Origin of the sequence: Saccharopolyspora flava, from assembly GCF_900116135.1 — a bacterium.
Classification (GTDB): domain Bacteria; phylum Actinomycetota; class Actinomycetes; order Mycobacteriales; family Pseudonocardiaceae; genus Saccharopolyspora; species Saccharopolyspora flava.
On sequence record NZ_FOZX01000001.1, the window covers coordinates 750,460 to 774,803 of the forward strand.

Annotated in this window: 29 protein-coding genes; 6 read left to right on the forward strand and 23 right to left on the reverse strand. The window is 69.6% G+C overall.

All coding sequences use genetic code 11. From position 1 onward, the window contains the following. Positions 1-71: 71 nt before the first annotated feature. Entirely contained in the window at positions 72-245 is a 174-nt protein-coding gene (locus tag BM424_RS28685; protein ID WP_175547915.1) for a hypothetical protein, read from the forward strand. Here BM424_RS28685 and BM424_RS03405 read toward each other — a convergent pair whose 3' ends face one another. Continuing rightward, entirely contained in the window at positions 246-1,064 is an 819-nt protein-coding gene (locus BM424_RS03405) for an alpha/beta fold hydrolase (protein WP_245775579.1), read from the reverse strand. It abuts the gene before it with no gap. 56 nt (positions 1,065-1,120) lie between these two features. Here BM424_RS03405 and BM424_RS03410 point away from each other — a divergent pair, with 56 nt between their 5' ends. Beyond that, on the forward strand, positions 1,121-1,609 hold the full coding sequence (locus tag BM424_RS03410) for a GNAT family N-acetyltransferase (protein WP_281248680.1): 489 nt from the start codon (positions 1,121-1,123) through the stop codon (positions 1,607-1,609). A gap of 33 nt (positions 1,610-1,642) precedes the next feature. Here BM424_RS03410 and BM424_RS03415 read toward each other — a convergent pair whose 3' ends face one another. From BM424_RS03415 to BM424_RS03455, 9 genes are all read right to left on the reverse strand, one after another. Continuing rightward, the gene (locus BM424_RS03415) at positions 1,643-2,392 is read right to left on the reverse strand and encodes an alpha/beta hydrolase (RefSeq protein ID WP_093413595.1); all 750 of its coding nucleotides are present in this window, start codon (positions 2,390-2,392) and stop codon (positions 1,643-1,645) included. Positions 2,393-2,455: 63 nt separating this feature from the next. Then, the gene (locus BM424_RS29040; protein ID WP_217649615.1) at positions 2,456-2,770 is read right to left on the reverse strand and encodes a hypothetical protein; all 315 of its coding nucleotides are present in this window, start codon (positions 2,768-2,770) and stop codon (positions 2,456-2,458) included. A gap of 26 nt (positions 2,771-2,796) precedes the next feature. Next, a complete protein-coding gene (locus BM424_RS03425) occupies positions 2,797-3,771 on the reverse strand; it encodes a DUF3558 family protein (protein ID WP_093413597.1) in 975 nt (324 codons plus the stop codon). Positions 3,772-3,919: 148 nt separating this feature from the next. Continuing rightward, positions 3,920-4,609 carry a dihydroxyacetone kinase phosphoryl donor subunit DhaM gene (gene dhaM, locus BM424_RS03430; protein WP_175547916.1) on the reverse strand — a complete coding sequence of 230 codons (690 nt, stop codon included), beginning with the start codon at positions 4,607-4,609 and terminating at the stop codon, positions 3,920-3,922. Then, complete coding sequence (dhaL, locus tag BM424_RS03435; RefSeq protein WP_093413600.1) at positions 4,606-5,244, reverse strand: dihydroxyacetone kinase subunit DhaL; 639 nt, start codon at positions 5,242-5,244, stop codon at positions 4,606-4,608. Before dhaL ends, dhaM begins: the two co-directional genes overlap by 4 nt. Before the next feature lie 14 nt (positions 5,245-5,258). Continuing rightward, positions 5,259-6,254 carry a dihydroxyacetone kinase subunit DhaK gene (gene dhaK, locus BM424_RS03440; RefSeq protein ID WP_093413602.1) on the reverse strand — a complete coding sequence of 332 codons (996 nt, stop codon included), beginning with the start codon at positions 6,252-6,254 and terminating at the stop codon, positions 5,259-5,261. 200 nt (positions 6,255-6,454) lie between these two features. After that, complete coding sequence (locus BM424_RS03445; protein ID WP_093413603.1) at positions 6,455-7,963, reverse strand: aldehyde dehydrogenase family protein; 1,509 nt, start codon at positions 7,961-7,963, stop codon at positions 6,455-6,457. 263 nt (positions 7,964-8,226) lie between these two features. Continuing rightward, positions 8,227-8,490: a hypothetical protein gene (locus BM424_RS03450; RefSeq protein WP_093413605.1), complete on the reverse strand. Its 264-nt coding sequence runs from the start codon at positions 8,488-8,490 to the stop codon at positions 8,227-8,229. 22 nt (positions 8,491-8,512) lie between these two features. Then, the gene (locus BM424_RS03455; protein WP_093413607.1) at positions 8,513-10,240 is read right to left on the reverse strand and encodes a sodium:solute symporter family protein; all 1,728 of its coding nucleotides are present in this window, start codon (positions 10,238-10,240) and stop codon (positions 8,513-8,515) included. Between the two features lie 253 nt (positions 10,241-10,493). On the opposite strand from BM424_RS03455, the gene BM424_RS03460 reads away from it, so the two are divergent. Continuing rightward, positions 10,494-10,685 carry a hypothetical protein gene (locus BM424_RS03460; protein ID WP_093413608.1) on the forward strand — a complete coding sequence of 64 codons (192 nt, stop codon included), beginning with the start codon at positions 10,494-10,496 and terminating at the stop codon, positions 10,683-10,685. A gap of 323 nt (positions 10,686-11,008) precedes the next feature. Here the strand turns inward: BM424_RS03460 and nucS are convergent, their stop codons facing one another. Beyond that, positions 11,009-11,668, reverse strand: coding sequence for an endonuclease NucS (gene nucS, locus BM424_RS03465; RefSeq protein WP_093413610.1), 660 nt, complete (start codon positions 11,666-11,668; stop codon positions 11,009-11,011). Positions 11,669-11,788: 120 nt separating this feature from the next. On the opposite strand from nucS, the gene BM424_RS03470 reads away from it, so the two are divergent. Next, complete coding sequence (locus BM424_RS03470) at positions 11,789-13,189, forward strand: amino acid permease (protein ID WP_093413611.1); 1,401 nt, start codon at positions 11,789-11,791, stop codon at positions 13,187-13,189. A 107-nt stretch (positions 13,190-13,296) separates the two neighbouring features. Beyond that, positions 13,297-13,833 (forward strand): NUDIX domain-containing protein, encoded by a 537-nt coding sequence (locus tag BM424_RS03475; RefSeq protein WP_093413613.1) that lies wholly within the window; start codon positions 13,297-13,299, stop codon positions 13,831-13,833. A 13-nt stretch (positions 13,834-13,846) separates the two neighbouring features. Here the strand turns inward: BM424_RS03475 and BM424_RS03480 are convergent, their stop codons facing one another. Beyond that, complete coding sequence (locus BM424_RS03480) at positions 13,847-14,170, reverse strand: putative quinol monooxygenase (protein ID WP_093413614.1); 324 nt, start codon at positions 14,168-14,170, stop codon at positions 13,847-13,849. A gap of 142 nt (positions 14,171-14,312) precedes the next feature. Further along, on the reverse strand, positions 14,313-15,569 hold the full coding sequence (gene murA, locus BM424_RS03485) for a UDP-N-acetylglucosamine 1-carboxyvinyltransferase (RefSeq protein ID WP_093414612.1): 1,257 nt from the start codon (positions 15,567-15,569) through the stop codon (positions 14,313-14,315). A 174-nt stretch (positions 15,570-15,743) separates the two neighbouring features. On the opposite strand from murA, the gene BM424_RS03490 reads away from it, so the two are divergent. Then, on the forward strand, positions 15,744-16,316 hold the full coding sequence (locus tag BM424_RS03490) for a cob(I)yrinic acid a,c-diamide adenosyltransferase (RefSeq protein WP_093413616.1): 573 nt from the start codon (positions 15,744-15,746) through the stop codon (positions 16,314-16,316). Here the strand turns inward: BM424_RS03490 and BM424_RS03495 are convergent. From BM424_RS03495 to BM424_RS03540, 10 genes are all read right to left on the reverse strand, one after another. Next, the gene (locus tag BM424_RS03495) at positions 16,313-16,783 is read right to left on the reverse strand and encodes a GNAT family N-acetyltransferase (protein WP_093413617.1); all 471 of its coding nucleotides are present in this window, start codon (positions 16,781-16,783) and stop codon (positions 16,313-16,315) included. The two genes, BM424_RS03490 and BM424_RS03495, sit on opposite strands and share 4 nt — an antisense overlap. A 29-nt stretch (positions 16,784-16,812) precedes the next feature. After that, a complete protein-coding gene (locus tag BM424_RS03500) occupies positions 16,813-17,283 on the reverse strand; it encodes a GNAT family N-acetyltransferase (protein WP_245775581.1) in 471 nt (156 codons plus the stop codon). A gap of 196 nt (positions 17,284-17,479) precedes the next feature. After that, complete coding sequence (locus BM424_RS03505) at positions 17,480-17,914, reverse strand: DUF2550 domain-containing protein (protein ID WP_093413620.1); 435 nt, start codon at positions 17,912-17,914, stop codon at positions 17,480-17,482. Between the two features lie 10 nt (positions 17,915-17,924). Continuing rightward, a complete protein-coding gene (locus tag BM424_RS03510) occupies positions 17,925-18,290 on the reverse strand; it encodes a F0F1 ATP synthase subunit epsilon (protein ID WP_093413622.1) in 366 nt (121 codons plus the stop codon). 167 nt (positions 18,291-18,457) lie between these two features. Further along, positions 18,458-19,888 carry a F0F1 ATP synthase subunit beta gene (gene atpD / locus BM424_RS03515; RefSeq protein WP_093413623.1) on the reverse strand — a complete coding sequence of 477 codons (1,431 nt, stop codon included), beginning with the start codon at positions 19,886-19,888 and terminating at the stop codon, positions 18,458-18,460. Position 19,889: 1 nt separating this feature from the next. Further along, entirely contained in the window at positions 19,890-20,810 is a 921-nt protein-coding gene (locus BM424_RS03520; RefSeq protein WP_093413625.1) for a F0F1 ATP synthase subunit gamma, read from the reverse strand. 11 nt (positions 20,811-20,821) lie between these two features. Beyond that, positions 20,822-22,465, reverse strand: a complete 1,644-nt coding sequence (gene atpA / locus BM424_RS03525) for a F0F1 ATP synthase subunit alpha (protein WP_093413626.1) — start codon at positions 22,463-22,465, stop codon at positions 20,822-20,824. A 91-nt stretch (positions 22,466-22,556) separates the two neighbouring features. Then, positions 22,557-23,387: a F0F1 ATP synthase subunit delta gene (locus BM424_RS03530; RefSeq protein ID WP_093413628.1), complete on the reverse strand. Its 831-nt coding sequence runs from the start codon at positions 23,385-23,387 to the stop codon at positions 22,557-22,559. Positions 23,388-23,409: 22 nt separating this feature from the next. Beyond that, positions 23,410-23,967: a F0F1 ATP synthase subunit B gene (locus tag BM424_RS03535; protein ID WP_093414614.1), complete on the reverse strand. Its 558-nt coding sequence runs from the start codon at positions 23,965-23,967 to the stop codon at positions 23,410-23,412. Positions 23,968-24,002: 35 nt separating this feature from the next. After that, positions 24,003-24,260, reverse strand: coding sequence for an ATP synthase subunit c family protein (locus BM424_RS03540; RefSeq protein ID WP_029534827.1), 258 nt, complete (start codon positions 24,258-24,260; stop codon positions 24,003-24,005). Positions 24,261-24,344: the final 84 nt, after the last annotated feature.

A 24,344-nucleotide genomic window follows, 5' to 3' on the forward strand; every position in this document is an offset into this window, starting at 1 on the left:
TCGTTTTGGAGCAGCGCTCTCTCTATGGGCGAGGTTGGCCGTGAGCCGACGCCCCAGGAGAGGACCCATCGATGGCGGACAACGAGCCCCGAAGTGACACCACCGGAACCCGATCGCGCGGCCAGCGCGACTCGGGCCGGTACTTCATGTTGCCCAGCGAAACCGCGGAGCGGTTCCGGCGCGAAGAGCGCACGCCGGAATCCGCCCAACGCGGGAAGGAACAGGACCCCGGCACCGACGACTAGTCACACGTCGATGCTCGCCAACCACGGCAGCAGCACCCGAGCCAGCGCGTCCGGGGCTTCCAGCGACGGCAGGTGCCCCACCCCGGGCAGCTCGACCAGCTCGCCGTTCGGCAACGCATCGACCATCTCCCGAGCCGCCTCCGGCGGGGTGATGGTGTCCTCGGAACCGACGACGACCATCGCCGGCCCCTCGAAAGCGCGCAGCGCGGCGAGGCTGTCAGGCCGCGACGCCATCGCCCGCTGCGCCCAGGCCACCCCGTCGGCGGGCTGCGCCTCGATCAGCGCCCGCAGCTCCTCCACGACCTGCGGGCGCCGTTGCCGCGTACTCGCACCCAGCAGGTTCGACAACATGCTCTCGGCCAGCCACCCGGACGTGCCCTCCTTCTCGGCCCGCGTGGCCACGCCGAGCCGATTGGCCTGCTGCCCCTCGGTGTCGGCGGGGGCCTTGGTGTCCACCAGCAGCAGGCCCGCGACCCGCTGCGGCGCGGCCCGCAGCACCGCCGAGGCCACGTACCCGCCCATCGAGCAGCCGCCCAGCACCACCCGCGGCAGCTCCAACCGGTCGAGCAGCTCCACCACGTCCGCGGCCGCCACATCCACACCCGGCCGGTCGACGATCAGCGAAGCCGACCGCTCGTCGAGCATGCCGCGCGCCCACGACCCGTCCAACGCGCTCTCCCCCAGGCCCCGCTGATCCGGCGTGATGACCCGGACCTGCTCCTCCAACCGGACGCGCAGCGGATCCCACATGCGCGCGTCGACGGGGAAGGCGTGCAGCAGCACGAGCGGCGTTCCGGCTCCCGATTCGATGTAGTGCACGGGAACCATCCTGCCGGACAGCCCTCCCCTCGGAGATCCGCACCCGCCGGCTCCTGCTGCGGCGCCCGCTGCCCACCGACACCGAACCGTTCATCGAGGTGCACACCAGCCCCGAAACCCACGTCTTCCCCGGCGTCGCGCCACGCGACCGGGACCGGTCGCTGCGGCTGCTCGACGGCGTCCAGCGCGACTGGGACACCCGCGGCATCGGCTACTGGACGGTGGTGTCGGCGGCCTCCGGCGACGTGCTGGGTTTCGGTGGCCTGCGGGAATGCGTCGACGACGCCGAGGAGGTCCTCAACCTCTACTTCCGGTTCCTGCCGGACGCCTGGGGTCGCGGCTACGCCCCCGAGATGGGCCACGCGGCCCTGCGGTGGGCGCACCACAACCGGCCGCGGCTGCCCGTCGTCATCGCCACCTCGGTCCGCAACACCCCCGCGATCCGGGTCGCCGACAAGTTGGGTTTCGAACGCGTCCGGGAACGCCTCCACGACGGCGAACCCGAAGTGCTCTACCGGTGGTCGGTTCCCGAGCCGCTGACGTGAGCATGGGAACCTTCCTGTCACCCCACCGCCGGTTCAGGAGTTGACGATGGTGACCTGGCGGGTCTCCGACGGCCCGTCCCAGGTGCGCGGCAGCGGTGTGGCGACGTCGGGGGCGACGGCCTGCACGATGGCGTCCAACGCGGCTTCCGCCTTGCCGACCCACAGGTGCTTGGTGTCGGTGAAGCCGGTGACCTGCGCCTGCGGGATGAGGGAGAAGCGCTCGCGGGCCTCGTCCGGCCGCAGGTAGTCGTCGAACTCCGGGATCAGGGCGTGCACCGGCTTGCCCGACTCGCCCCACGCGCGCAGGTGGTCCTCGGTGGACCAGCGCAGCGGCGGCGAGATCAGCACCGCGCCCTCCACCAGCGGGTCCAGGCCGTGCACCAAGGTCAGGTCGGTGCCGAAGGACCAGCCGACCAGCCACACGTTGGGCAGGTCGTGGAACTCCGCGTACTCCAGGGCCGCCGCGACGTCGAAGCGCTCCGAGTCGCCGTTGTCGAAGCTGCCCTGGCTGCGGCCCGCCTCGCTGACCGTGCCGCGGGTGTTGAAGCGCAGCACCGCGATGTCGGCCAGCGCGGGCAGCCGGAACGCGGCCTTGCGGTAGATGTGCGAGTCCATCATGCCGCCGTGGGTGGGCAGCGGATGCAGGCAGATCAGGGTGGCGCGCGGCTGCCCGGGCTCGGGCAGGGCCAGCTCACCGATCAGTTCCAGCCCGTCAGCGGTGTGCAGGGTGATCTGCTCGCGGCGGGCGGGCAGCATCGTGTTGGCGCGGATCTCGGTGCTCATCGAACCCGATCCTGCCACGAAAGGGTGGTCCGCTCGTGGTGACCTGCGCGCCTGTGGCGCGCGCTACGACCAGCGGCGCGTCGGGCCGCGCCGGGCCCTCGCCTTCCAGCAGCCGCTGTGCCAGTGCCTGCGCTCGTCGACGCCGCCGAGCTCCGCTTCCGGCCAGGCCACCACGTGGGCGATGCCGACCTGGATCTCGTGGTCGCAGCCCGGGCAGCGGTAGATCTTGGTGGCCTGCGCGGCGGGAACGGTGCGCACCATCCAGTCGCCGTCCGGGCCCTGCTCGACGCGGGACGCCCCGTAGGCGGTGCCGGCTCCGCGGTGACTGGTGTCCGCGCGAAGACCCTTGTGGCGCTGCTGTCGATTGCGTCGAGGCACGACAACAACGGTAACCGGTTCGGCGCTCAGGGATTCGCGGGCGGCAGGTTCGGCCATGCCAACCGGGCCAGTCCGCGGGCGTAGGCGCAGGCATCGGTGCCGGTCTCGCCGGGTACCGCGACGACGAGCTGGGCGACCTCGACCTGCCCCGCGACGGTGCCGAAGGGGATGTGCCCGGTCTCCGCCGAGCACAGGGGAACCTGCGGGTCACCGCCGACGACGCTGAGCACGGTGCGGCGCCCGTCCACCGGCTCCTCCACGGCGGCCCCGTGCAGGATCCTGGGCGGTTCGCCGGCGGTGTGCTGCAACTGCACGCGCGGCGCGTCCGCGGACTGCTCGCCCCACGAGCACTGGTGGCCACCGACGGACGGCCGGGGTCGCGCCTCTTCCAACCCCGGCACCTGGTTCACCGCGGCCGTGTCCAGCACGGCGCACGGGTCGACCAGGGCCAGCGAGTTCGGCGGGAAGTCGCGGTGACCGGCACGTCCCTGCTGGACCGCGCCGGCGACCGCCTCGGCACCGGCATCGGCGATGCCGCACAGCCCGGCACCCGGTTCTCCCGCAAGCAGATCGGCGCTGACCTGCAACGAAACACCGTCACCGAACCGCACCCGGCGCGTGCAGTGCCCCGGGACCGGTGCGTTCTGCACGATGTTCAACGCCCCCTGCGGCACGACCGGATCGCCCGGCCGGTCGCTGTCGGGGCCGGTCAGCTCGCCGACGGCCAGCTGGATGAGCGTGCGGTCATCGGGCTTGAGGTGCAGCAGGCAGTAGTCCAGCGACACGATTCCCGCGTTCGACACCGCGCCGAAGCGCTGCAAAGCCGCCGTGTCGGCGAGCGTGCAGGGATCGAGGGTGCGGAGATCACCGAGCATCGCGCGGGCGCTCGTGTCGACCGGTCTGGAGCCGGCGATCTCGGTGGTGGGCTGCGCCGTGCACGCGGCGAGCAGCACCCAGCACAGCACCAGCAGCAACATGCCTCGGTGGCGGCGCGGCGACATCAACTCAGCCTAGCCCCCGATGACCTTGGAACGCAGTGATCAACACCGGCGGGGATGGTGCAAGGGAACTTTCCTGTCACGGCGGCGCGCACGAGGGAACCTTCCTGCCGCGGAGATGACAGGAAGGTTCCCTTGCACCGGTCGCGGGCTACTCGTCGAAGTCGCGGCGGGCGAGGTCGAGGATGCGCTCGACCGCTTGGACCGCGTCGGGACCGTCGGCGGTCAGGGTGAGGTGGTCGCCCTTGCGTGCGCCGAGCCCCATCAGGCCGAGGACGCTGGCCGCGTCGGCCTGCTTGTCGCCGAGCCCGATCTTGACCGTGGCCTGCAACCCGGTGAGGCTGCGGGCCAGCAGGGCGGCCGGGCGAGCGTGCAGACCGACCTCGTTGGTCAGCTCCAGCTCCCTGGTGACCTGGCCGCCGGTGTCCGGCGCGGCGCCGGCCGGTTCGGCCGCTGCGGCGTCCGCGCTGCCCCGGGCGCTCTCGGCGGCTTGGGCGACGGTCTTCATGTCGTTGCCGCCCTGGGCCGAGACGGCCGCGGCAACCGCTCCCTCCACCAGCGGGGCGTCCACGACCAGCGCGCTGTCGGGATCGCCCAGCGTCTCCACTGCGAGATCGGCGACCATCTGCGCGCTGCCCAGGTCGTAGAGCACGACCGCCCCGGCGCCGGTGTCGGCGTCCGACAGCGCGGCCGAGACCTTCTCGAAGTCGGTGCCGATCCCGCCGTCGGGCAGCCCGCCCGCCGGGACGATGCGCACCTCCGGAGCCATCTGCCCGGCGAGTTCCGCGACGCCCTCGGCGAGGCCGGTGCTGTGCGAGACGACGACCAGTCCCACGGTCATGATCGGGCTCCTGCGGCTTCGGCGAACGCGGTCAACAGCAGCGCGGTGGAACGCGCACCGGGGTCGACGTGCCCGGCGCTGCGCTCACCCAGGTAGGAGGCGCGGCCCTTGCGGGCGACGAGCCCTTCGGTGTCCTGGGCGCCCTGGTGCGCGGCCTCGGCGGCGGCCGCCAGCACCTTGGCGCCGTCGGCCCCGGACTCGGCCACGCTGCGGGCGGCTTCGACCGCGGGGGACAGCGCGTCGATCATCGTCTTGTCGCCGACCTCGGCGCGGCCGCGCGCGACGACGCCCTCCATCCCGGCCTGCAGCGCCGCGGCGACAGCCCGGCCGTCGAGCTCGGTGTCGTCACCGACGGCCGTGGCCGCGCGCAGGAACGCCGTGCCGTAGAGGGGGCCCGAGGCGCCGCCGACGGTGGAGATGAGGACGGTGGCGGCGAGCTTCAACGTGGCGGCCGGGGTTTCCGGGCCCGCCGTGTCCAGCTTCGCGATGACGGCGCGGAATCCGCGGTCCATGTTCTCGCCGTGGTCGGCGTCGCCGATCTCGCGGTCCAGCTGGATCAGCTCGTCGCGGTGCTCGGCGACGACGGCGGCACCGGCCCGCAGTGCGGTGGTGATGTCCTGTGCTGTGCAACCCATTCCGGGACTCCTCCTCACCAGTGCAGCGCCGCGGTGCGCACGGGCGCGTCCCAGAGCTCGGTGAGCTCGTCGTCCAGTTTCAGCAGCGTCAAGCTCATGCCCTGCATCTCCAGGCTCGTCACGTAGGGGCCGACGAGTCGCCTGCGCACGGTGATGCCGCGTTCGGCCAGCAGCCGCTCGGCGATGCCGTGCGCCAGGTACAGCTCCAGCTGCGGGGTGCCGCCCATGGAGTTGGTGAACAGCAGCACCTCGTCGCCCTCGGTGAACGGCAGGTCCTCCAGGATCGGGTCGAGCAGCCGCGCCACGATCTCGTCGGCGGTGCCCATCGGCACCCGCGCCCGGCCGGGTTCGCCGTGGATGCCGATGCCGATCTCCATCTCGTCGTCGGCGAGCTCGAAGCTGGGCTGCCCGGCGTGCGGCACGGTGGGGGCGCTGAGCGCCATGCCCATCGAGCGCACCTGGGAGACGACCTTGCGGGCGAGCTGCTCGCACGCGTCGAGACTGTCACCTCGCGCGGCCGCGGCACCGACGATCTTCTCCACCATCACGGTGCCGCCGACACCGCGGCGACCGGCGGTGTGCGTGGAGTCCTTGACCGCGACGTCGTCGTCGATGACGACGCTGCGCACGTCGATGTCCTCGATGGCGGCGAGCTCGGCGGCGGTCTCGAAGTTGAGGACGTCGCCGGTGTAGTTCTTGACCAGCAGCAGCGCCCCGGAGCCGCCGTGGGCGGCGGTGATGGCCGCCTGCACCGCGTCCGGGGTCGGGGAGGTGAACACCGCGCCGGGCACGGCCGCGGCGAGCATGCCCGCGCCGACGAAGCCGCCGTGCAGCGGCTCGTGGCCGGATCCGCCGCCGGAGATGACGGCGACCTGGCCCTGCACCGGGGCGTCGGCGCGGACGATCACCGCCGGATCGGTCTGCACCCGGAGCAGCTCGGGGTGGGCCGCGGCCACGCCCCGCAACGCCTCGGCGACCACGTCCGCCGGCTCGTTGATGATCTTCTTCACCCGCTGGCCTCCCTGCCTGCGCTCCCGCCGCCGACGTCGCTCCACGGACTCGGCGCGATCAACCGTGCGCGGTCAACTCTGCCCGGGACGAGCGCCCGCGCGCATCCCCCTCGGACGAGACCCAGGGGGATGCGAGCAAGGGAACCTTCCTGTCACCACGGGCGCAAGCCAAAACACCGGCCGCGGTGGACCCGATCCGCTCAGCGGCCGCGCAGCACCTTGATGAGCTTGACGACGGTGCTCACGGTGCCCTTGGGGCGGGCGAAGCTCATCGGGTTGAGCGGGATGGTGAACTTGGTCCGGGTGACCGACTGCGGGCGGGCGAATTCGCGCAGGCCGTCGGCGCCGTGGATCCGGCCGAAGCCGGAGTCGCCGACCCCGCCGAAGGGAAGCGCGGGCACACCGGCGAAGGCGATCACCGAGTTGACCGCGACCATGCCGCTGCGCAGCCGGCGGGCCAGCTCCATCCCGCGGGCGCGGGAGAACACGGTGCCGCCGAGGCCGTAGTTGGTGGCGTTGGCGAGGGTGATGGCCTCGTCCACGTCCTTGACCCGCTGCACCACGAGGGTCGGGCCGAAGGTCTCCTCGGTGATGGCGGTGGAGTCCTCGGGGGCGTCGGCGATCACCACGGGCTCGACGAACGGCGGGCGCACCGAGTCCCGGCCGCCGATCACGGCGCGGCCGCCGCGGTTGATGGCGTCGTCGATGTGGCCGCGGATGATGTCGACCTGCGAGGCCATCGTGATGGGGCCGAAGTCGGCGCCGGGCTCGCCGCCCGGCCGCAGCTTGGCGGCGCGGTCGCTGACCATCTTCAGGTACCGGTCGGCGACGGCTTCGTGCACGTAGACGCGCTCGACGCCGATGCAGGTCTGGCCCGCGTTGGACATGGCGCCCCACACGGCCGCGTCGGCGGCGGCCGCCAGGTCGGCGTCGGCGTCGACGATGAGGGCGTCCTTGCCGCCGCACTCGACGAGCACCGGGATGAGGTTCTCCGCGCAGGAGGCCATCACGCGCTTGCCGGTGGCGGTGGAGCCGGTGAAGGCCACCTTGTTCACACCGGCCTTGCACAGCGCGGCACCGGTGGACCCGTAGCCGGTCACCAGCTGGAACACCGGGTGCTCGGGCACGGCCTCGGCGAAGCTCTTGACCAGCCACTCCCCCACCCCGGGGGTGAGCTCGCTGGGCTTGAACACCACGGCGTTGCCCGCGGCGAGCGCGTAGGCGATGGAGCCCATGGGCGTGAAGGCCGGGTAGTTCCAGGGGCCGATGACACCGACGACGCCGTACGGGAGGTATTCGACCGTGGCGGTCTGGTTCGACATCAGCACGCCGGGGGAGACCTTGCGGCGCTTGAGAACCTTCTCGGCGTTGGAGGTGGCCCAGGCGAGGTGGTCGATGACCAGGACCAGTTCGAGCTTGGCGTCCTCGAGCGGCTTGCCGGTTTCCGCGCAGATCACGCCCGCCAGCTCGTCGAGGCGTTTGACCAGGAGTTTCCGCCAGCTGTCGAGATGCTGTTTGCGGCCGGAGAAGCCGAGTTCGTCCCACGCCGCCTGCGCCTCGCGCGCGGCCGCGACCCGGTTGCCGACCGTCTCCGCGTCGTGGATCGGATGCTCGCCCACCACCTCGCCGGTGCGCGGATCGATCGACTCGAACGTCTCGGTCCGCGCGTCGGCGATCTCCTCGACGTTCTCACGGGCGGTCTGGGTCATGGCCGGCCTCCCACCATTACGACGGTCGTTGTCACGGTGCAGCCTACGAAATCACGGGTCGGGAAAGAACCGTCCTGTACCGCCCGACTCATGTGCTGGACACGGGGCGTTGACCACTGGTCCACTTGTCAGCTGCGCTCCGGCCGTCACGGTAGCCAGCGGATCTTGAAATGGGGGCGGGATCCGGGGAATCGGTGCCGAAATGCAAGACGGCGCCCGCACCCATCGGGAGCGGACGCCGTCTCGGGCGATCTCGGATCACGTCATTCGGCGGTGCTGCCGCCTTCGACGTCGTCGGGGACGGTGATCGGGCGCAGTCGCGCCCAGGCGATGAACACCGCCGCGAACACCACCATGCCGACACCGGCCCACAGGTTGATGTTGAGTCCTGCGGCCTTGTCGATCTCGGCCTGCGGCTGGATGAAGCCGAGCACGACCAGAACGACGCCGTAGATCGCGAACAGCAGCGCGATCACCGTGCGAATGTCGAAGGCACCTGCGCTGTGCCCCGAACCTTCACTAGCCATGAGATTTCCTCCCAGTCCTGGCTCAGCCGAAGATGATGTTGAGGGCGATGATCAGGATCAGCGCGATGCCCGCCAGCAGGCCCGGGCGCCGGTACCAGCCGGCGTCCTCGCCGGTGGTGGACGCCTTCAGGTTGTCCCTCGGCGTCAGGCCCCACACGAGCCCGACCAGCTGCTCATCGGTCTTCGGCTTGGTGGCCAGCGAGACCACGACGCTGACGACGACGTCGACCACGAAGGCCGCACCGGCACCGACGAAGCTCGCGCCCTGACCGGGCAGGTCCCACACCCCGGTCTCAGCCAGAGCGTAGACCGTGATGGCCGAGGCCGTACCGAACACCAGACCGGACCAACCGGCGTGGGCGGTCATCCTCTTCCAGAACATACCGAGGATGAAGGTCGCGAACAGCGGCGCGTTGAAGAACGAGAACAGCTGCTGCAGGTAGTCCATCAGGTTCTCATAGCCGGAGGCGATGAACGCGGTGCCCACGGCGGCGATGGTGGCGCCGACGGTGACCCACCGGCCCATCTGCAGGTAGTAGCTGTCCGGCTTGTTCTTGACGATGTACGCCTGCCAGATGTCATAGGTGAACACCGTGTTGAACGACGACAGGTTCGCGGCCATACCAGCCATGAACGACGCCAGCAGACCGGCGAGCGCGATGCCGAGGATGCCGTTGGGCAGCAGGTCTCGCATCATCAGCAGGATCGCGTCGTTGTAGTCGTAGGGACCCTGCTCGGTCAGCTTGTAGTTGGTCATCTCCGGGATGATCACTGCGGCGATCATGCCGGGGATGATCACGATGAACGGGATGAACATCTTCGGGAAGGCACCGATGATCGGGGTCCGCTGCGCGGCCGACATCGACTTGGAGGCCATCGCGCGCTGGACCTCGACGAAGTTCGTGGTCCAGTAGCCGAAGGACAGCACGAAGCCGAGGCCGAAGATCAGACCGATGACGCTGAGGACGGGGTTCGCGAAACCGGTCAGCTCGGCCCCGGGCCAGGCGGTCAGCTGCTCGGCGCCGCCCTTGCTGGCGGTGACCTTGTCGACCAGGCCCTGCACACCGCCGACCTTGACGAGACCGACGATGGTCAGCGGCAGCAGCGCCGCGACGATCACGAAGAACTGCAGCACCTCGTTGTAGATGGCGGCGGACAGGCCGCCCAGCGCGGTGTAGGAGAGCACGATCAGCGCGGCGACCAGGACCGAGACCCACAGCGGCCAGCCGAGCAGGGCGTTGACGATGCTGGCCAGCAGGTAGAGGTTCACGCCGGCGATGAGGACCTGGGCGAGGGCGAAGGAGATGCCGTTGACCAGGTGCGCCGCTTTGCCGAATCGGCGAAGCATGAATTCGGGAACGCTTCGGACCTTGGAGCCGTAGTAGAACGGCATCATGACCACGCCGAGGAACAGCATGGCCGGGACTGCACCGATCCAGAAGTAGTGCATCGTCGGCATGCCGTATTCGGCACCGTTGGCCGACATGCCGATGATTTCGATGGCGCCGAGGTTCGCCGAGATGAACGCCAGACCAGTCACCCACGCGGGCAGGGCGCGCCCGGAGAGGAAGAAGTCAAGACTGGTTGAAACGGCCCGCCTCGCCAGCCAGCCGATACCCAGTACGAACGCGAAATACAGCGCCAACAACACGTAGTCGACGCCGTTCGCGTCGAGTAGCTGACCTTGGGCTAGCTGCACTGCCGCCCCACCTCCCACAGACCCAACAAAGTCAAACGAGAACCACCACATTCGCGATAGCGGTCGGACAGTACCGCACAGATGAGGCAGTGGTCGTAAGCCGATATCAATTCGTTGGAGAAGACACTAAATCGATCACGGAACTTCCGCCGAGTGGCGTCACGCAGGAGACTTTCCGGTCGCACCCATGTGCACCCCGTGAGCACTCAGGGCCATGCGAGTGATATACGCATTATCCCGCCGAATTCGACACACCGTGACTGTATGGTCACAGTATGCATTCGAAACGATGCGGGGAGGAATCGTGAACGCCCGGATCGACCTGGCGATCAGCGCAGGACTCGCGGAAGACCCGCCCGAGCGCTCCCGAAGCGACCACCCCGAACCGGCCGAATCCCGCCACGAAGGACTCTTCCAGCAGCTGACGGCGATGCTCGCCCCGCTCGCGGCACCCCGCCCGCACCTCTGCGACTGCCCCGGCCACGCGTCCCGCTGACCCGGCACCCGCAGCCGTCCCCATCCGCACTCACGTCCCGCCCCCAGCGCGGGACGCGAGGATGGAAACCTTTCTGCCACTTCGCGACCGAACCGCGGCCGCCATCCGAGCGAGAAGAATGGTCTGGATCAATTCTCGCGCGGAGGAAGGGAACCTTCCTGTCATCACCGATCCGCACGACACCGATCAAGATCGACTTTTGAGCGGTCCGATCCCACCGGAAAAGGCATTCGCGAAGGAATCCCCCGATGACCTGAGGAAGGGAACCTTCCTGTCACCACGGCACCGACCGCACCCCGGCGACGACGGGAGCGGTCGTGCGATCAGAACAGGCGGTACTCGTCGGGCTCGATGCCCCGGAGCTTGTCGTAGTCCAGGACGACGCAGCGGATCCCGCGGTCCTCGGCCAGGGTCCGCGCCTGCGGCTTGATCTGCTGCGCGGCGAACACACCCGAGACCGGGGCCAGCAGCGGATCGCGGTTGAGCAGCTCCAGGTAGCGGGTCAGCTGCTCGACACCGTCGATCTCGCCGCGACGCTTGATCTCCACGGCGACGCTCTTGCCCGCCTCGTCCCGGCACATCAGATCGACCGGCCCGATCGCGGTCGGGAACTCCCGGCGCACCAGCGACCACCCGTCACCCAGGGTCGTCACGTGCTCGGCCAGCAGCTCCTGCAGGTGCGACTCCACACCGTCCTTGACCAGGCCCGGCTCCGCACCCAACTCGTGCTTGGAGTCGTGCAGCACCTCGTCGACCGTGATCACCAGCTTCTCGCCGGCCTTGTTCTGCACCGTCCACACGTCGGGGTCCTCGATGAGCCAGCACGGCGGGCTCATCCAGTTCAACGGCTTGTAGGCGCGGTCGTCGGAGTGCACCGACACCGAACCGTCGGCCTTCACCAGCAGCAGTCGCTGCGCCATCGGCAGGTGCGCGGTGAGGCGTCCGACGTAGTCCACCTGGCAGCGGGCAATCACGAGTCGCACTCGGCACAGAGTACGGGCGTGGTGATCGATGTCGAGCACCCCCACGGGTGATCAACGTCGGTCACCCGGTCAGGCCCCGCTCCACCAGGCCCTCCACCACCGGAGTTACCGTTACCGCTCGTGTCTTTCGCCCGCAGTCTGCTCCGCGTCAAACCAGCCGAACAGCTCTCCAGCGAGGGCTCGCACAGCGAGCTGAACCGGACCCTCGGCCTGGTCCCGCTGGTGGCGCTGTCGGTGGGCGCGACGCTGGGAACCGGCATCTTCGTGGTGCTCGCCGAAGCCGCACCGGCGGCAGGCCCGGCCGTCGTCGTCTCGTTCGTCCTCGCGGGCCTGGCCGCGCTGTGCTCGGCGCTGTCCTACGCCGAGCTCGCCGGCAGCGTTCCCGTCTCCGGCTCCGCCTACTCCTACACCTACGCGACCCTCGGCGAGATCATCGCCTGGATCTGCGGCTGGTGCCTGCTGCTGGAGTACGGGGTGTCGGTCGCCGCGGTCGCCGTCGGCTGGGGCGGCTACCTCAACGAATTCCTGCAGGGCACCATCGGTGTGACCATCCCGGACGCGCTGGCCGCACCACCCGGCGAGGGCGGGGTCGTCAACGTGCCCGCCGCGATCGTCGTGCTGCTGGCCACCGCCGTGCTGCTGCTGGGCGTGCGCGAGAGCGCCTGGGCCACCACCGTCACCACCGTCCTCAAGATCGCCGTGCTGGTGTTCTTCGTGGCGGTCGCCTTCACCGCGTTCAACTCCGGCAACCTCACCCCCTTCGCACCGGCAGGCGTCGCGGGCATCTCCGTCGGGGCCTCGGCCGTGTTCTTCTCCTTCATCGGCTTCGACGCCGCCTCCACCGCAGGTGAGGAGGCCCGCAACCCCAAGCGCGACCTGCCCAGGGCGATCATCCTGTCGCTGGTCATCGTCACCGCGATCTACGTGCTGGTGGCCTTCGCCGCGGTCGGCGCGGTCGGCGCCGGAGCGCTGGGCGAATCCGACGCCTCGCTGGCCACCGCCCTGCGCATGGTCACCGGCCAGGGCTGGCCCGCCGTCGTGCTCGCCCTCGGAGCGGTCATCGCCATCGCCTCGGTCGTGCTCACCGTCCTGTACGGGCAGACCCGCATCCTGGTGTCGATGTCGCGTGACGGGCTCGTCCCGCCCGTGCTCGCCCGCGTCAACCGCCGCGCGGTCCCGGCCCGCAACACGCTGCTGGTGGGCGTGCTCGTGGCGGTGCTGGCCGCCGTCGTGCCGCTCAACCAGCTCGCCGAAGCCACCAGCATCGGCACCCTGGTGGCCTTCGGCCTGGTCAACATCGGTGTCGTGGTGCTGCGCCGCACCCGCCCCGAACTGCCCCGCAGCTTCCGCACCCCGCTCATGCCGTTCGTGCCGCTGCTCGGCCTGGCGCTGTGCGCCTACCTGATCACCGGGCTGGACGCGGTCACCTGGCTGACCTTCGCGATCTGGACGCTGCTCGGCCTCGCCGTCTACTTCGGCTACGGCCGCCGCAAATCGCGCCTCAACGCCCCCGCGGAGTAAGGGAACCTTCCTGTCACCCACGCCCTGACCAGCGGCTTCGCCGGGGTGGGGTGACAGGAAGGTTCCCATGCGCACGTCCGCACCCGATCGACGGCACGATGGGGCGCATGGAGCAGACCAGCAGCCGCGAGGTGTACGCGAATCCGTGGATGACCGTGCGGGAGGACGGCGTCCGCCGCGACGACGGATCCGACGGGATCTACGGGGTCATCGACAAGCCCGACTACGCACTGGTGATCCCGCTCGACGGGGACCGCGTGCACCTCGTCGAGCAGTTCCGGTACCCGCTGGGCATGCGCCGCTGGGAGTTCCCGCAGGGCACCGCCCCGAACCGGGCCGACGTCGAAGCCGGCGAACTCGCCGCGCGCGAACTCCGGGAGGAGACCGGTCTGCGCGCGGCCACCATGCACGAGCTGGGACCGCTCGACGTCGCCCCCGGCATGTCCAGCCAGCGCGGACGCGTCTTCCTCGCAACCGGCCTCACCGAGGGAGCGCACGAACGCGAGCACGAGGAGCAGGACATGCGCACCGCGTGGTTCAGCCGCACCGACTTCGAGAAGATGATCCACGCGGGTGAGGTGACCGACGCCCAGTCCATCGCGGCCTACGCGCTGCTCCTGCTGCACGAACGCCGAACCGGCTGAACCGGCGGCCGGATCACAGGCCGACGCCGCCGAGCGCGTCCAGATCGATCTGCTCCGGCGGCTCGGCCAGCATCCCCAGCACCGCGTTGAGGTCGATGTCGGCGTGCGTGGCCACCGTGGTGGCCAGAGCCGCGTCGGCACTGGCGAAATCCGTCCACGCCTCCACGACGCGCACCGTGTCGGGAGCCTCCGCGTCACGGCTGACCAGGTAGAGCTCGCAACCCAGCGAACCGCGCAGGCCCTCGGCCACCTGCAACATGATCGAAGCCAGCTCCGCGCCCCGGCCGGGTTTCGCGGTGAAGGTCATGATTCGGCCGACCCGCGGGATGGTGCTCATCGGTTCCCTTTCCGGATTCTCACCAGGTGCACGAGGACTCTAGCCACGCACCCGGAACCGATGATCATGATCCCCCGCCCCGCCGAGCACAACGGCCGGCACCCGATCCGAGAACGGGACACCGGCCGCAGAACAGGCGAGATCAGTCGGCGACGCGCTCGATGTCGGCACCCAGCGCGCGCAGGTTCTCCACGAAGTTCGGATACCCCCGGTCGATGTGGAACACGTCCCACACCTCGGTGTCGCCGTCCGCGCACAACCCCGCCAGCACCAGGCCCACGCCCGCGCGGATGTCGGTCGCCCACACCGGCGCGCTGGACAACCGATCCAGGCCGCGCACCACGGCGTGATGCCCGTCGGTGCGCGCATCGGCACCCATCCGCACCAGTTCCTCGATGAACCGGAACCGCGACTCGAACAGGTTCTCGGTGATCATCGAGGTGCCGTCGGCGACCGCCGACAGGGCCAGCGCCATCGGCTGCAGGTCCGTCGGGAAACCCGGGTACGGCAGGGTCACGTAGTCCACGGCCTTCGGGCGCTCCGGCATGACCACCCGGAAGCTCTCCTCCTCGGTGATCACCTCCGCGCCCGCGCTGCGCAGCTTCTCCAGCATCAGGTTCGTGTGCCGGGGATCCACTCCGTTGACCGTGATGTCACCGCGGGTGGCGGCCGCGGCGAAAGCCCAGGTCGCACCGACGATGCGGTCACCGATCACGCGGTGCTCCACCGCGCGCAGCGAGGACACGCCGTGCACCGTCAGCGTGGAGGTCCCCGCGCCCTCGATCTTGGCGCCCATCTGCTGCAGCATCACGCACAGGTCGACGATCTCCGGCTCGCGCGCCGCGTTGTCGATCACCGTGGTGCCTTCCGCCAGCACGGCGGCCATCAGGATATTCTCGGTGGCGCCCACGCTCGGGAAGTCCAGCCAGATCTGCGCGCCCTGCAGGTTCTCGGCCTCGGCGACCACCGCACCGTGCTCGATGTGGCTGGTCGCACCCAGCTTGCGCAGCCCGTTCTGGTGCATGTCCAGCGGGCGCGAACCGATCGCGTCACCACCGGGCAGCGTCACCACCGCGCGGCGGCAGCGCGCGACCAGCGGCCCCAGCACGCACACCGAGGCGCGCAACTTGCCCATCGACGGCGAGATGGCCTCGTGGCTGATCGAGGCGGGCGTGGTGATGCGCACCGTGCCGCCGTCGATCGTCACCTCGCAGCCGAGGCTGCGCAGCACGTCGGCCATCAGCGGAACGTCCAGGATCTCGGGACAGTTCACGATCGTCGTCGTGCCCTCGGCCAGCAGCGCCGCCGCCATCAGCTTCAGCACGCTGTTCTTCGCCCCGACCACGTCCACCGCGCCGACGAGGCGGGCTCCGCCGCGTACCCGGAAGTGCTCACTCACGAGCATCGAGGTTACGGCCCCGGCGTGGCGCGCATCGTGGCGGGTCACGAGCGAGTGAGGGAACCTTCCTCCCACCGGGTGGGAAGCAGGGGAACCTCCCACTCACCGCAGAGCGGTGCAGGGGAACTTTCCTGCCACTCTCCACCCGGCCCCGCCGCGCCTAGGGTGTGGGGCATGGCAGTCCACCTGACGAAGATCTACACGCGCGCGGGCGATGCGGGCACCACGCGGTTGTCGGACAACTCGAAGGTCCACAAGACCGACCCGCGCCTGGTCGCCTACGCCGACGTGGACGAGACGAACTCCGTGCTGGGCGTGGCGCTGGCGACCGCCGAACTCCCCGACGACGTGGTGAGCGCGCTGCGGGCGGTGCAGAACGACCTGTTCGACGTGGGTGCGGACCTGTCCACTCCCGTGGTGGAGGCCCCCGAGTACCCGCCGCTGCGCGTCACCCAGCCCTACATCGACCGGCTCGAGGGCTGGTGCGACGAGTTCAACGAGCGGCTCGGCAAGCTCGACTCGTTCATCCTGCCCGGCGGCACCCCCGGTGCCGCCCTGCTGCACCAGGCGCGCTGCGTGGCGCGCCGCGCCGAACGCTCCGCCTGGGCGTTGCAGGAAGCCGACCCCGACCGCACCTCGCCGCTGCCGGCGAAGTACCTCAACCGGCTCTCCGACCTGCTGTTCATCCTGGCCAGGGTCGCCAACCCCGACGGCGACGTGCTGTGGAAGCCCGGCGGCAACGCCTAGAGCTCCTTGGCGAAGCAGCGGCTGCGCGGGTCGTCGCGGTAGATGCCGAAGTTGTCGATCCGCTCGTACCCGGACGACGCGTAGAGCGCCACGGCCTCGGGCTGCTCGGTGCCGGTCTCCAGCACCAGGCGCTTGCGCCCGGCCAGCGCGGCGGCGGACTCCAGTTCGGCGAGCATCCGCCTGGACAACCCGTTGCCGCGCTGCGCCGGGACGATGTACATGCGCTTGAGCTCCGCGTCGCCGTCGCGGAAGTCCTCCTCATCGGACTCGTGAACCCGCCAGCCACCGGAGGCGACCGGCTCGTCCCCGAGATAGCCCAGCAGGAACAGGCCCTGCGGCGGGGAGAACTCGGCCGGGTCCACGGGAGTGATGTCGGCTTCGCCGTAGCGGGCGACGTACTCCCGCTGCAGATCCTCGATCAACCGCTGGGAATCGGGGTGGTCGTAGTCGACGATCTCGATGCGCACACCCGCAGCGTAATCGGCTCCAGGCCTGGTCAGAGAAGGCCTTTCTCGAACCAGTGCGCGGCATACGGGTTGTCGTTGTAGGCCGGGACCTCGGCGTAGCCGGCCTTGGCGTACATCGCCCGCGCCTGCACCAGCTCGGCCGCCGTGTCGAGCCGGACCCGGGAGAACCCCAACCGGCGCGCCTGCTCCTCCAGCGCGCTCAGCATCGCGCGGCCGGCACCCCTGCCGCGCAGCTCCGGCGAGATCCACATCCGCTTGATCTCCGCGGTCCCCGGCGACTCGGTCCGCACCCCTCCGCAGCCCAGCACCGACCCGTCCCGGCGCAGCAGCAGGAACACGCCCTTCGGCGGCGTGAAAGCGTCCTCATCGGGCGGCGCGCCCCTACCCGGATCGAAACCCTCCGGAAAGCGCTCGACGAGCTCAGCGACGTACTGAGCCAACGCCCACCGGGCGTCAGCCCCGCCGAACGGCTCCGGGGCGATCGTGAAGTCCTCAACCACGCCCCCAGTCTCGGCCAGCCCACCCGCCGGAGAGCTCCCGGGCCCACGCGAGCATGGGAACCTTCCTGTCACCCCTGAGGCACGGGAACCCTCCCGCCACCACCGGGGCGGGAGTGACAGGAAAGTTCCCATGCTCCACCCCGGGCACGAAAAAAGCGGGGCCCGTGGTGGGCCCCGCTGTTGTTCGTCGGGCGTCCTACGACGCCCACGGCACCGATCGTCCCGGTGGTGCCGATTCGAGCCAGGAGAGGAAACCGGTCAGCGCGTCGCTGTTCATCGCCAGCTCCAGGTCCGGTCCTGTGAGGTCCAGGACGGTGGAGCCGCTCGGCATCGCGTACGCCTCGGCGACCGACGGTTCGCGGCGCTGCGCGATGTCCACGGTCCGCCGGTTGATCACCCAGTTCGGGCCGGAGCGAAGGCTCAGGATGCGGTACCAGGCGAATTCCTCGCCCCGGTAGTGCGCCACACCCAGCTGCCAGCCGCGTCCCTTGCCATCGGTGGCGCGCAGCGCCACGTCGATGCCTCCGACCCGCAGTTCGCGGACTCGCCGCCACGCGAGCAGGCCCACCACCGCAGCGGCGAGCACCAGCAGCGTCACCGCTGCCACGAGCACCACGACCGGCGAACCCATGCTGGCCCGATCAGTCCGCTTGGCCCGCTGCTCGCAATCGGGCGGCCGCCTGCGTTCTGGCCAGCTCGTCGTCGCTCTTGACGTCCTGACGGGCCTGCGCCACGTCGATCTCCTGGGCCAGCTCGGCGGACTCGGCGAGCACGCTCACACCGGCACCGGTCACCGAGAGGAAACCACCGTGCACCGCAGCGGTCACGGTCTCCTTGTCGGTGGTGGTGATGCGCACGACGCCACCCTCCACCAGCTGCCCGAGCAGCGGCTCGTGACCCGGCAGGATGCCGATCTCTCCCTCGGTGGTCTGCGCGACCACCGCGGTCGCCTCCCCGGACCACAGCAGGCGCTCGACGGCGACCAGTTGGACGGACATGTTGGCCACGCGCGTCTCCTTTGTCGGGTGTGTGCCCGCAGTCTAGCCAACGCCACCGGGGCGATCATGACTGCCGGGCTGGAAGGGCCTAGTGGCAAAGGGGGTCGGGACCGCCTCGGGTCCCGACCCCGCTCGCCGGTTTCACCACGCCCCGCCGGGCTCGGCGGGGCGGGCGATCACTGCTCGGTGAGCTTCTTGTACGCGGCCTCGAGGTCGTCGAGACCACCGATGGACAGGAAGGCCTGCTCCGGGTAGTGGTCGAAGTCGCCCTTGCACAGCTTGTCGAAGGCCTCGATGGTCTCCTTCACCGGGACGAAGGAGCCCTCCTGGCCGGTGAACTGCTTCGCGACGAAGAAGTTCTGCGACAGGTAGCGCTGGATGCGACGCGCCCGCTGCACCGTCACCTTGTCCTCTTCGGACAGCTCGTCCATACCGAGGATGGCGATGATGTCCTGCAGCTCCTTGTACTTCTGCAGGATCCGCTTGACCTCCTGGGCCACGCGGTAGTGCTCGTCACCCACGATCGACGGGTCGAGGATGGTGGAGCTGGAGGTCAGCGGGTCGACCGCCGGGTAGATACCCATCTGGGAGATCGGACGGGACAGCTCCGTCGTCGCGTCCAGGTGGGCGAAGGTCGTCGCCGGCGCCGGGTCGGTGTAGTCGTCCGCCGGCACGTAGATCGCCTGCATCGAGGTGATCGAACGACCCCGGGTCGAGGTGATGCGCTCCTGCAGCTCACCCATCTCGTCGGCCAGCGTCGGCTGGTAACCCACGGCCGAAGGCATGCGACCGAGCAGGGTCGAGACCTCCTGGCCGGCCTGGGTGAACCGGAAGATGTTGTCGATGAACAGCAGCACGTCCTGGTTCTGCACGTCGCGGAAGTACTCCGCCATCGTCAGAGCGGACAGCGCCACGCGCATACGGGTGCCCGGCGGCTCGTCCATCTGACCGAACACCAGGGCGGTGTCGGCGAGAACGCCGGACTCGTCCATCTCCACCCAGAGGTCGTTGCCCTCACGGGTGCGCTCACCGACACCGGCGAACACGGAGGTACCACCGAAGTTCTTGGCGACTCGGCGGATCATCTCCTGGATCAGAACGGTCTTGCCGACACCGGCACCACCGAACAGACCGATCTTGCCACCCTGCACGTACGGGGTGAGCAGGTCGATCACCTTGATGCCGGTCTCCAGCACCTCGGTCTTGCCCTCGAGCTGGTCGAAGGCCGGGGCCTTGCGGTGGATCTCCCAGCGCTCGGCGTCCGAGCCGTAGCCCGGCTCGTCCAGGCAGTGGCCCAGCGCGTTCCACACGTGGCCCTTGACCTTGTCGCCGACCGGGACGGAGATCGCGGCACCGCTGTCCACGACGTTGACGCCGCGGACCAGGCCCTGGGTGGGCTGCATGGAGACCGTGCGCACGACGCTGTCACCCAGGTGCTGGGCGACCTCGAGGGTCAGGGTCTTGGCCATGCCCTCCGCCGTGATCTCGGCGGTCAGGGCGTTGTTCAGGTCCGGCACCTGGTCACGCGGGAACTCGACGTCCACGACCGGGCCGAGCACCCGGACGACGCGGCCCGTGCCAGTGCTGGTGGCAGTAGCAGCAGTCATGTCACTCACTTCCTGCGGACGAGAGCGCCTCGACACCGCCGACGATCTCGCTGATTTCCTGGGTGATCTGGGCCTGGCGGGCCTGGTTGGCCTCGCGGCTGAGGTTGCGGATCAACTCGTCCGCGTTGTCCGTCGCCGACTTCATCGCGGTCCGCCGCGCCGCGTGCTCCGACGCCGCCGAGTCCAGCAGACCCGCGAACAGGCGGGTCTTGATGTACTTCGGCAGCAGGGCGGAGAACAGCGTCTCGGCGTCCGGCTCGAACTCGAAGACGGGCTTGAGCTTGCGCTCGTCGGTGTACTCGACCTCCAGCGGAGCGATCCGCCGGACGGCGGGCTTCTGGGTCAGCATCGACACGAAGTCGGTGCTGACCAGGTGGAGCTCGTCCACACCCAGCTTACCGTCCGGACCACCGTCGTCGAGGTAGTCGTCGGCGCCCGCCAGGAACGCCTTGACCAGGGTCTCGCCGACCTCGGAGGCGTTGGCGTACTCGGGCCGGTCGCTGAAACCGGACCAGCTGGCCTCGATCTCGCGCTGCCGGAACTTGTAGTACGACTCGCCCTTGCGGCCGATGACGTACAGCACCGGCTGCTTGCCCTGCTCGCGCAGCAGGGACTGCAGCTCCTCGGCGGCCTTGATCACGTTGGCGTTGTACCCACCGCAGAAACCCCGGTCACTGGTCACGACCAGCACCCCGGCCCGCTTGGGGTTCGAGCGCTCGGTCAGCAGCGGGTGGTCCAGCGTGCTCACGTCGGCCAGCGCGGACAGGACGTTGGTGATCTCCTCGGCGTACGGCCGCGAAGCCTCGACCCTGGCCTGCGCCTTGGTGATGCGCGAGGTAGCGATCAGCTCCTGCGCCTTGGTGATCTTCCGGGTCGATTTCACCGACCGGATGCGATCCCGGAGTTCCCGAAGGTTGGCCATGGCTTATCCGGTCATCCCTTCGGGGCGGGCTTGGCGACCTTCACGGTCTCCTGCCCGACCTCGTCGGCTGCCAGAGCCTCGGCGTCCGGACCGCTCGGGGCGGCCGAACCGGCCGAACCGGTGAAGCTCTTCTTGAACTCCTCCACCGCGTCGACGATGACCTTCTCGCCGTCGGCCGACAGCTTGCCGGTCTCGACGATCTCCTTGAGCGTGGTCTCGTGCGAGCGGCGCATGTGCGCGAGGAACTCGCTCTCGAAGCGGCGCACGTCGCCGATCGCCACCGAGTCGAGGTGACCCTTGGTGGAGATGAACAGCGACACGACCTCCTCCTCGACCGGGAGCGGCTCGCCCTGACCCTGCTTGAGGATCTCCATCAGGCGGGCACCGCGGTCCAGCTGAGCCTTGGAGGCGGCGTCCAGGTCGGAGGCGAAGGCCGAGAAGGCCTCCAGCTCGCGGTACTGCGCCAGGTCCAGACGCAGCGAACCGGTGACGCCCTTCATCGCCTTGATCTGCGCGGAACCACCGACACGCGACACCGAGATACCGACGTCGATGGCGGGGCGCTGACCGGCGTTGAACATGTCCGACTGCAGGAAGCACTGGCCGTCGGTGATCGAGATGACGTTGGTCGGGATGTAGGCCGACACGTCGTTGGCCTTGGTCTCGATGATCGGCAGACCGGTCATCGAACCCGCGCCCAGCTCGTCCGACAGCTTCGCGCAGCGCTCCAGCAGACGCGAGTGCAGGTAGAAGACGTCACCCGGGTAGGCCTCGCGGCCCGGCGGACGACGCAGCAGCAGCGAGATCGCGCGGTAGGCCTCGGCCTGCTTGGTGAGGTCGTCGAAGATGATCAGGACGTGCTTGCCCTGGTACATCCAGTGCTGGCCGATGGCCGAACCGGTGTAGGGGGCCAGCCACTTCAGACCCGGGGAGTCCGAGGCCGGAGCCGCGACGATGGTGGTGTACTCCATCGCGCCGGCTTCCTCGAGGGACCGCTTCACACCGGCGATCGTGGAGCCCTTCTGGCCGATCGCGACGTAGATGCAGCGGACCTGCTTGGTCGGGTCGCCCGACTCCCAGTTCTTCTTCTGGTTGATGATCGTGTCGACGGCGACCGTGGTCTTGCCCGTCTTGCGGTCACCGATGATCAGCTGACGCTGACCGCGACCGACCGGGGTCATCGAGTCGATGGCCTTGATGCCGGTCTGCATCGGCTCGCCGACGCCCTGGCGCTGCACGACCGTGGCGGCCTGCAGCTCCAGCGGACGGTGCTCCTCGGCGACGATGTCGCCGAGGCCGTCGATGGCCTCACCCAGGGGGTTCACGACGCGACCGAGGAAGTTGTCGCCGACCGGGGTCGACAGGACCTGGCCGGTCCGCTTGACCTCCTGGCCCTCCTCGATCTTGTCGGACTCACCCAGGATGACCGCACCGATCTCCTGAGCCTCCAGGTTCATCGCGACACCGTAGATGCCGCCGGGGAACTCCAGCAGCTCCTCGGTCATGACCGAAGGCAGGCCCTCGACATGGGCGATGCCGTCACCGGTCTCGGTGACGACCCCGACCTCCTCGCGGCTGACCTCCGGGGAGTAGCTGGAGACGTAATTCTCGATCGCACTGCGGATCTCGTCCGACGAGATCGTCAGCTCCGCCATGTCTCGTTCCTGCCCTCGGTTAGTTCTTGGAAGGGAGTTGGTGTTGCGCGCCGCGCGCCCGGCTCGGTGAAGCCGGGGCGCGGCGTCGGCATCAGTCGGCCAGGTCGCGCCGCAGCGTCTGCAGGCGTCCCGTCACGCTGCCGTCGATGACCTCGTCACCGACCTTGATCAGCAGCCCGCCCTCGACACCGGGATCGACCTCCAGGTGCAGAGCGATCGGACGGGCGTAGATCCGCTGCAGGGTGCGCGACAACCGGTCCTGCTGTTCCTCGCTGAGCGGGAAAGCGGATCGGATGTGCGCCACCGAGCGTTCCCGGCGCTTCGCCGACAGCTCGGCCAGCTCTTCCAGCCCCTCGCTGACCCGCCGGCCACGCGGCCGGGCCACGAGCTGCCGGACCAGTTCGAGGGTGACCGGTTCGACCTTGCCCTCGATGAGCCGATCCAGCACGGCGGTCTTGGCAGCCGGGTCCCCGGAGGGATCCGACAGCAAGCGCTCCAGGTCCACCTCGGAGCCGATGATGCGGCCCAGGCGGAACAGCTCGTCCTCGACGGAGTCGAGGCGACCTGCCCGCTCGGCCTGCACCAGCAGCGCGGTGCGGGCCAGCTGCTCCAGTCCGCCGACGAGGTCGCTCGGGTTGGACCAGCGGGCGCGGACGGCTTCGACGATCACCGGAAGCGCCCGGGCGCCGACCTTCGCTTCCAGCAACCCGCGGGCCAGGTTCTCCCTGGACTGCGCGTCGGTGGAGGCGTCGGCGAGCGCCCGCCGCAGCGTGGACTCACGGCCCAGCAGAGCGGCCACGCCGAACAGCTCGTCGGCGAGCCCGGTGATCTCCGCGGCCTGAGCCCCGTCAGTGGCCTGCAGCAACTGCAGCTGGCTCGCTGCCATTGCCTCACGGCTCGCGGCGTTCACGAGGGTGCTCAACTCTCAGCGCCTTTCACTAGATTCAGGGCTTGGCCGACTCGGCCGGGGCCGAGGTCGCGTCCAGCTCGTCGAGGAACCGGTCCACGGTGCCGCGACGACGCGCCTCGTCCTCCAGGGACTCGCCGACCACCCGGCTGGCCAGGTCGACCGCCTGACGTCCCAGATCGGCACGCAGCTCGGCGACGATCTGCGCCCGCTGGTGCGTCAGCTGGGCCTGACCCTGGCTGACGATGCGGTCCGACTCGGTCTGAGCCTGAGCGCGCATCTCCTCCAGGATCTGCTGCCCCTCGGCCCGGGCGTCGTCGCGAATGCGCGCGGCCTCGGCGCGAGCCTCGGCCAGCTGCGACTTGTACTGCTCGAGGGTCCGCTGGGCCTCGGCCTGGGCGGCCTCGGCCTTCGCGATCCCGCCCTCGATCCGCTCGCTGCGCTCCGCGTAGATCTTTTCGAAGCGCGGGACCGCGAACTTCCAGAGCACGAACAGCAGCAGCAGGAACGCGATCAGACCGACCACGATCTCCGCGGGCTCCGGGATGATCGGGTTGTGCTCGCCTTCAGCGGCCAGCAGCATCTGGGTCTTCACCACAACGTCTCCCAACGCGTTGAGCCGTCAGATGATCAGGCAGCCGACGCGATGAAGTAGACGACCAGACCGATCAGCGCCAGCACCTCGACCAGAACGAAGGAGATCCAGGCGATGCCCTGCAGCTGGCCCTGGGCCTCCGGCTGGCGGGCGGTGCCGTTGATCACGGCGGCCCAGATCAGGCCGACGCCGATGCCCGGGCCGACGGCGCCGAGGCCGTAGCCGATCGCGGCGAGACCGGGGTTGATGCTGCCCGCGGCCTCAGCGGCCTGCGCGAGAACGATGTTGCTCACTTTCACTACCTTTCACTCGGTCCGCTTTATCTGGGCGGATCGACAGGTCCTTTTTCGGATCGGAAAGTCTTTGTCGTCGCCCGG

Bases quoted from the DNA above. Each gene is read 5' to 3' on its own strand.
- BM424_RS28685 (WP_175547915.1), top strand. From the start codon at position 72: ATGGCGGACAACGAGCCCCGAAGTGACACCACCGGAACCCGATCGCGC.
- BM424_RS03415 (WP_093413595.1), bottom strand. From the start codon at position 2,392: ATGAGCACCGAGATCCGCGCCAACACGATGCTGCCCGCCCGCCGCGAG.
- BM424_RS03425 (WP_093413597.1), bottom strand. From the start codon at position 3,771: ATGTCGCCGCGCCGCCACCGAGGCATGTTGCTGCTGGTGCTGTGCTGG.
- dhaM (WP_175547916.1), bottom strand. From the start codon at position 4,609: ATGACCGTGGGACTGGTCGTCGTCTCGCACAGCACCGGCCTCGCCGAG.
- dhaL (WP_093413600.1), bottom strand. From the start codon at position 5,244: ATGGGTTGCACAGCACAGGACATCACCACCGCACTGCGGGCCGGTGCC.
- BM424_RS03445 (WP_093413603.1), bottom strand. From the start codon at position 7,963: ATGACCCAGACCGCCCGTGAGAACGTCGAGGAGATCGCCGACGCGCGG.
- BM424_RS03450 (WP_093413605.1), bottom strand. From the start codon at position 8,490: ATGGCTAGTGAAGGTTCGGGGCACAGCGCAGGTGCCTTCGACATTCGC.
- BM424_RS03455 (WP_093413607.1), bottom strand. From the start codon at position 10,240: ATGTGGTGGTTCTCGTTTGACTTTGTTGGGTCTGTGGGAGGTGGGGCG.
- BM424_RS03475 (WP_093413613.1), top strand. From the start codon at position 13,297: ATGGAGCAGACCAGCAGCCGCGAGGTGTACGCGAATCCGTGGATGACC.
- BM424_RS03480 (WP_093413614.1), bottom strand. From the start codon at position 14,170: ATGAGCACCATCCCGCGGGTCGGCCGAATCATGACCTTCACCGCGAAA.
- BM424_RS03490 (WP_093413616.1), top strand. From the start codon at position 15,744: ATGGCAGTCCACCTGACGAAGATCTACACGCGCGCGGGCGATGCGGGC.
- BM424_RS03505 (WP_093413620.1), bottom strand. From the start codon at position 17,914: ATGGGTTCGCCGGTCGTGGTGCTCGTGGCAGCGGTGACGCTGCTGGTG.
- atpD (WP_093413623.1), bottom strand. From the start codon at position 19,888: ATGACTGCTGCTACTGCCACCAGCACTGGCACGGGCCGCGTCGTCCGG.
- BM424_RS03520 (WP_093413625.1), bottom strand. From the start codon at position 20,810: ATGGCCAACCTTCGGGAACTCCGGGATCGCATCCGGTCGGTGAAATCG.
- atpA (WP_093413626.1), bottom strand. From the start codon at position 22,465: ATGGCGGAGCTGACGATCTCGTCGGACGAGATCCGCAGTGCGATCGAG.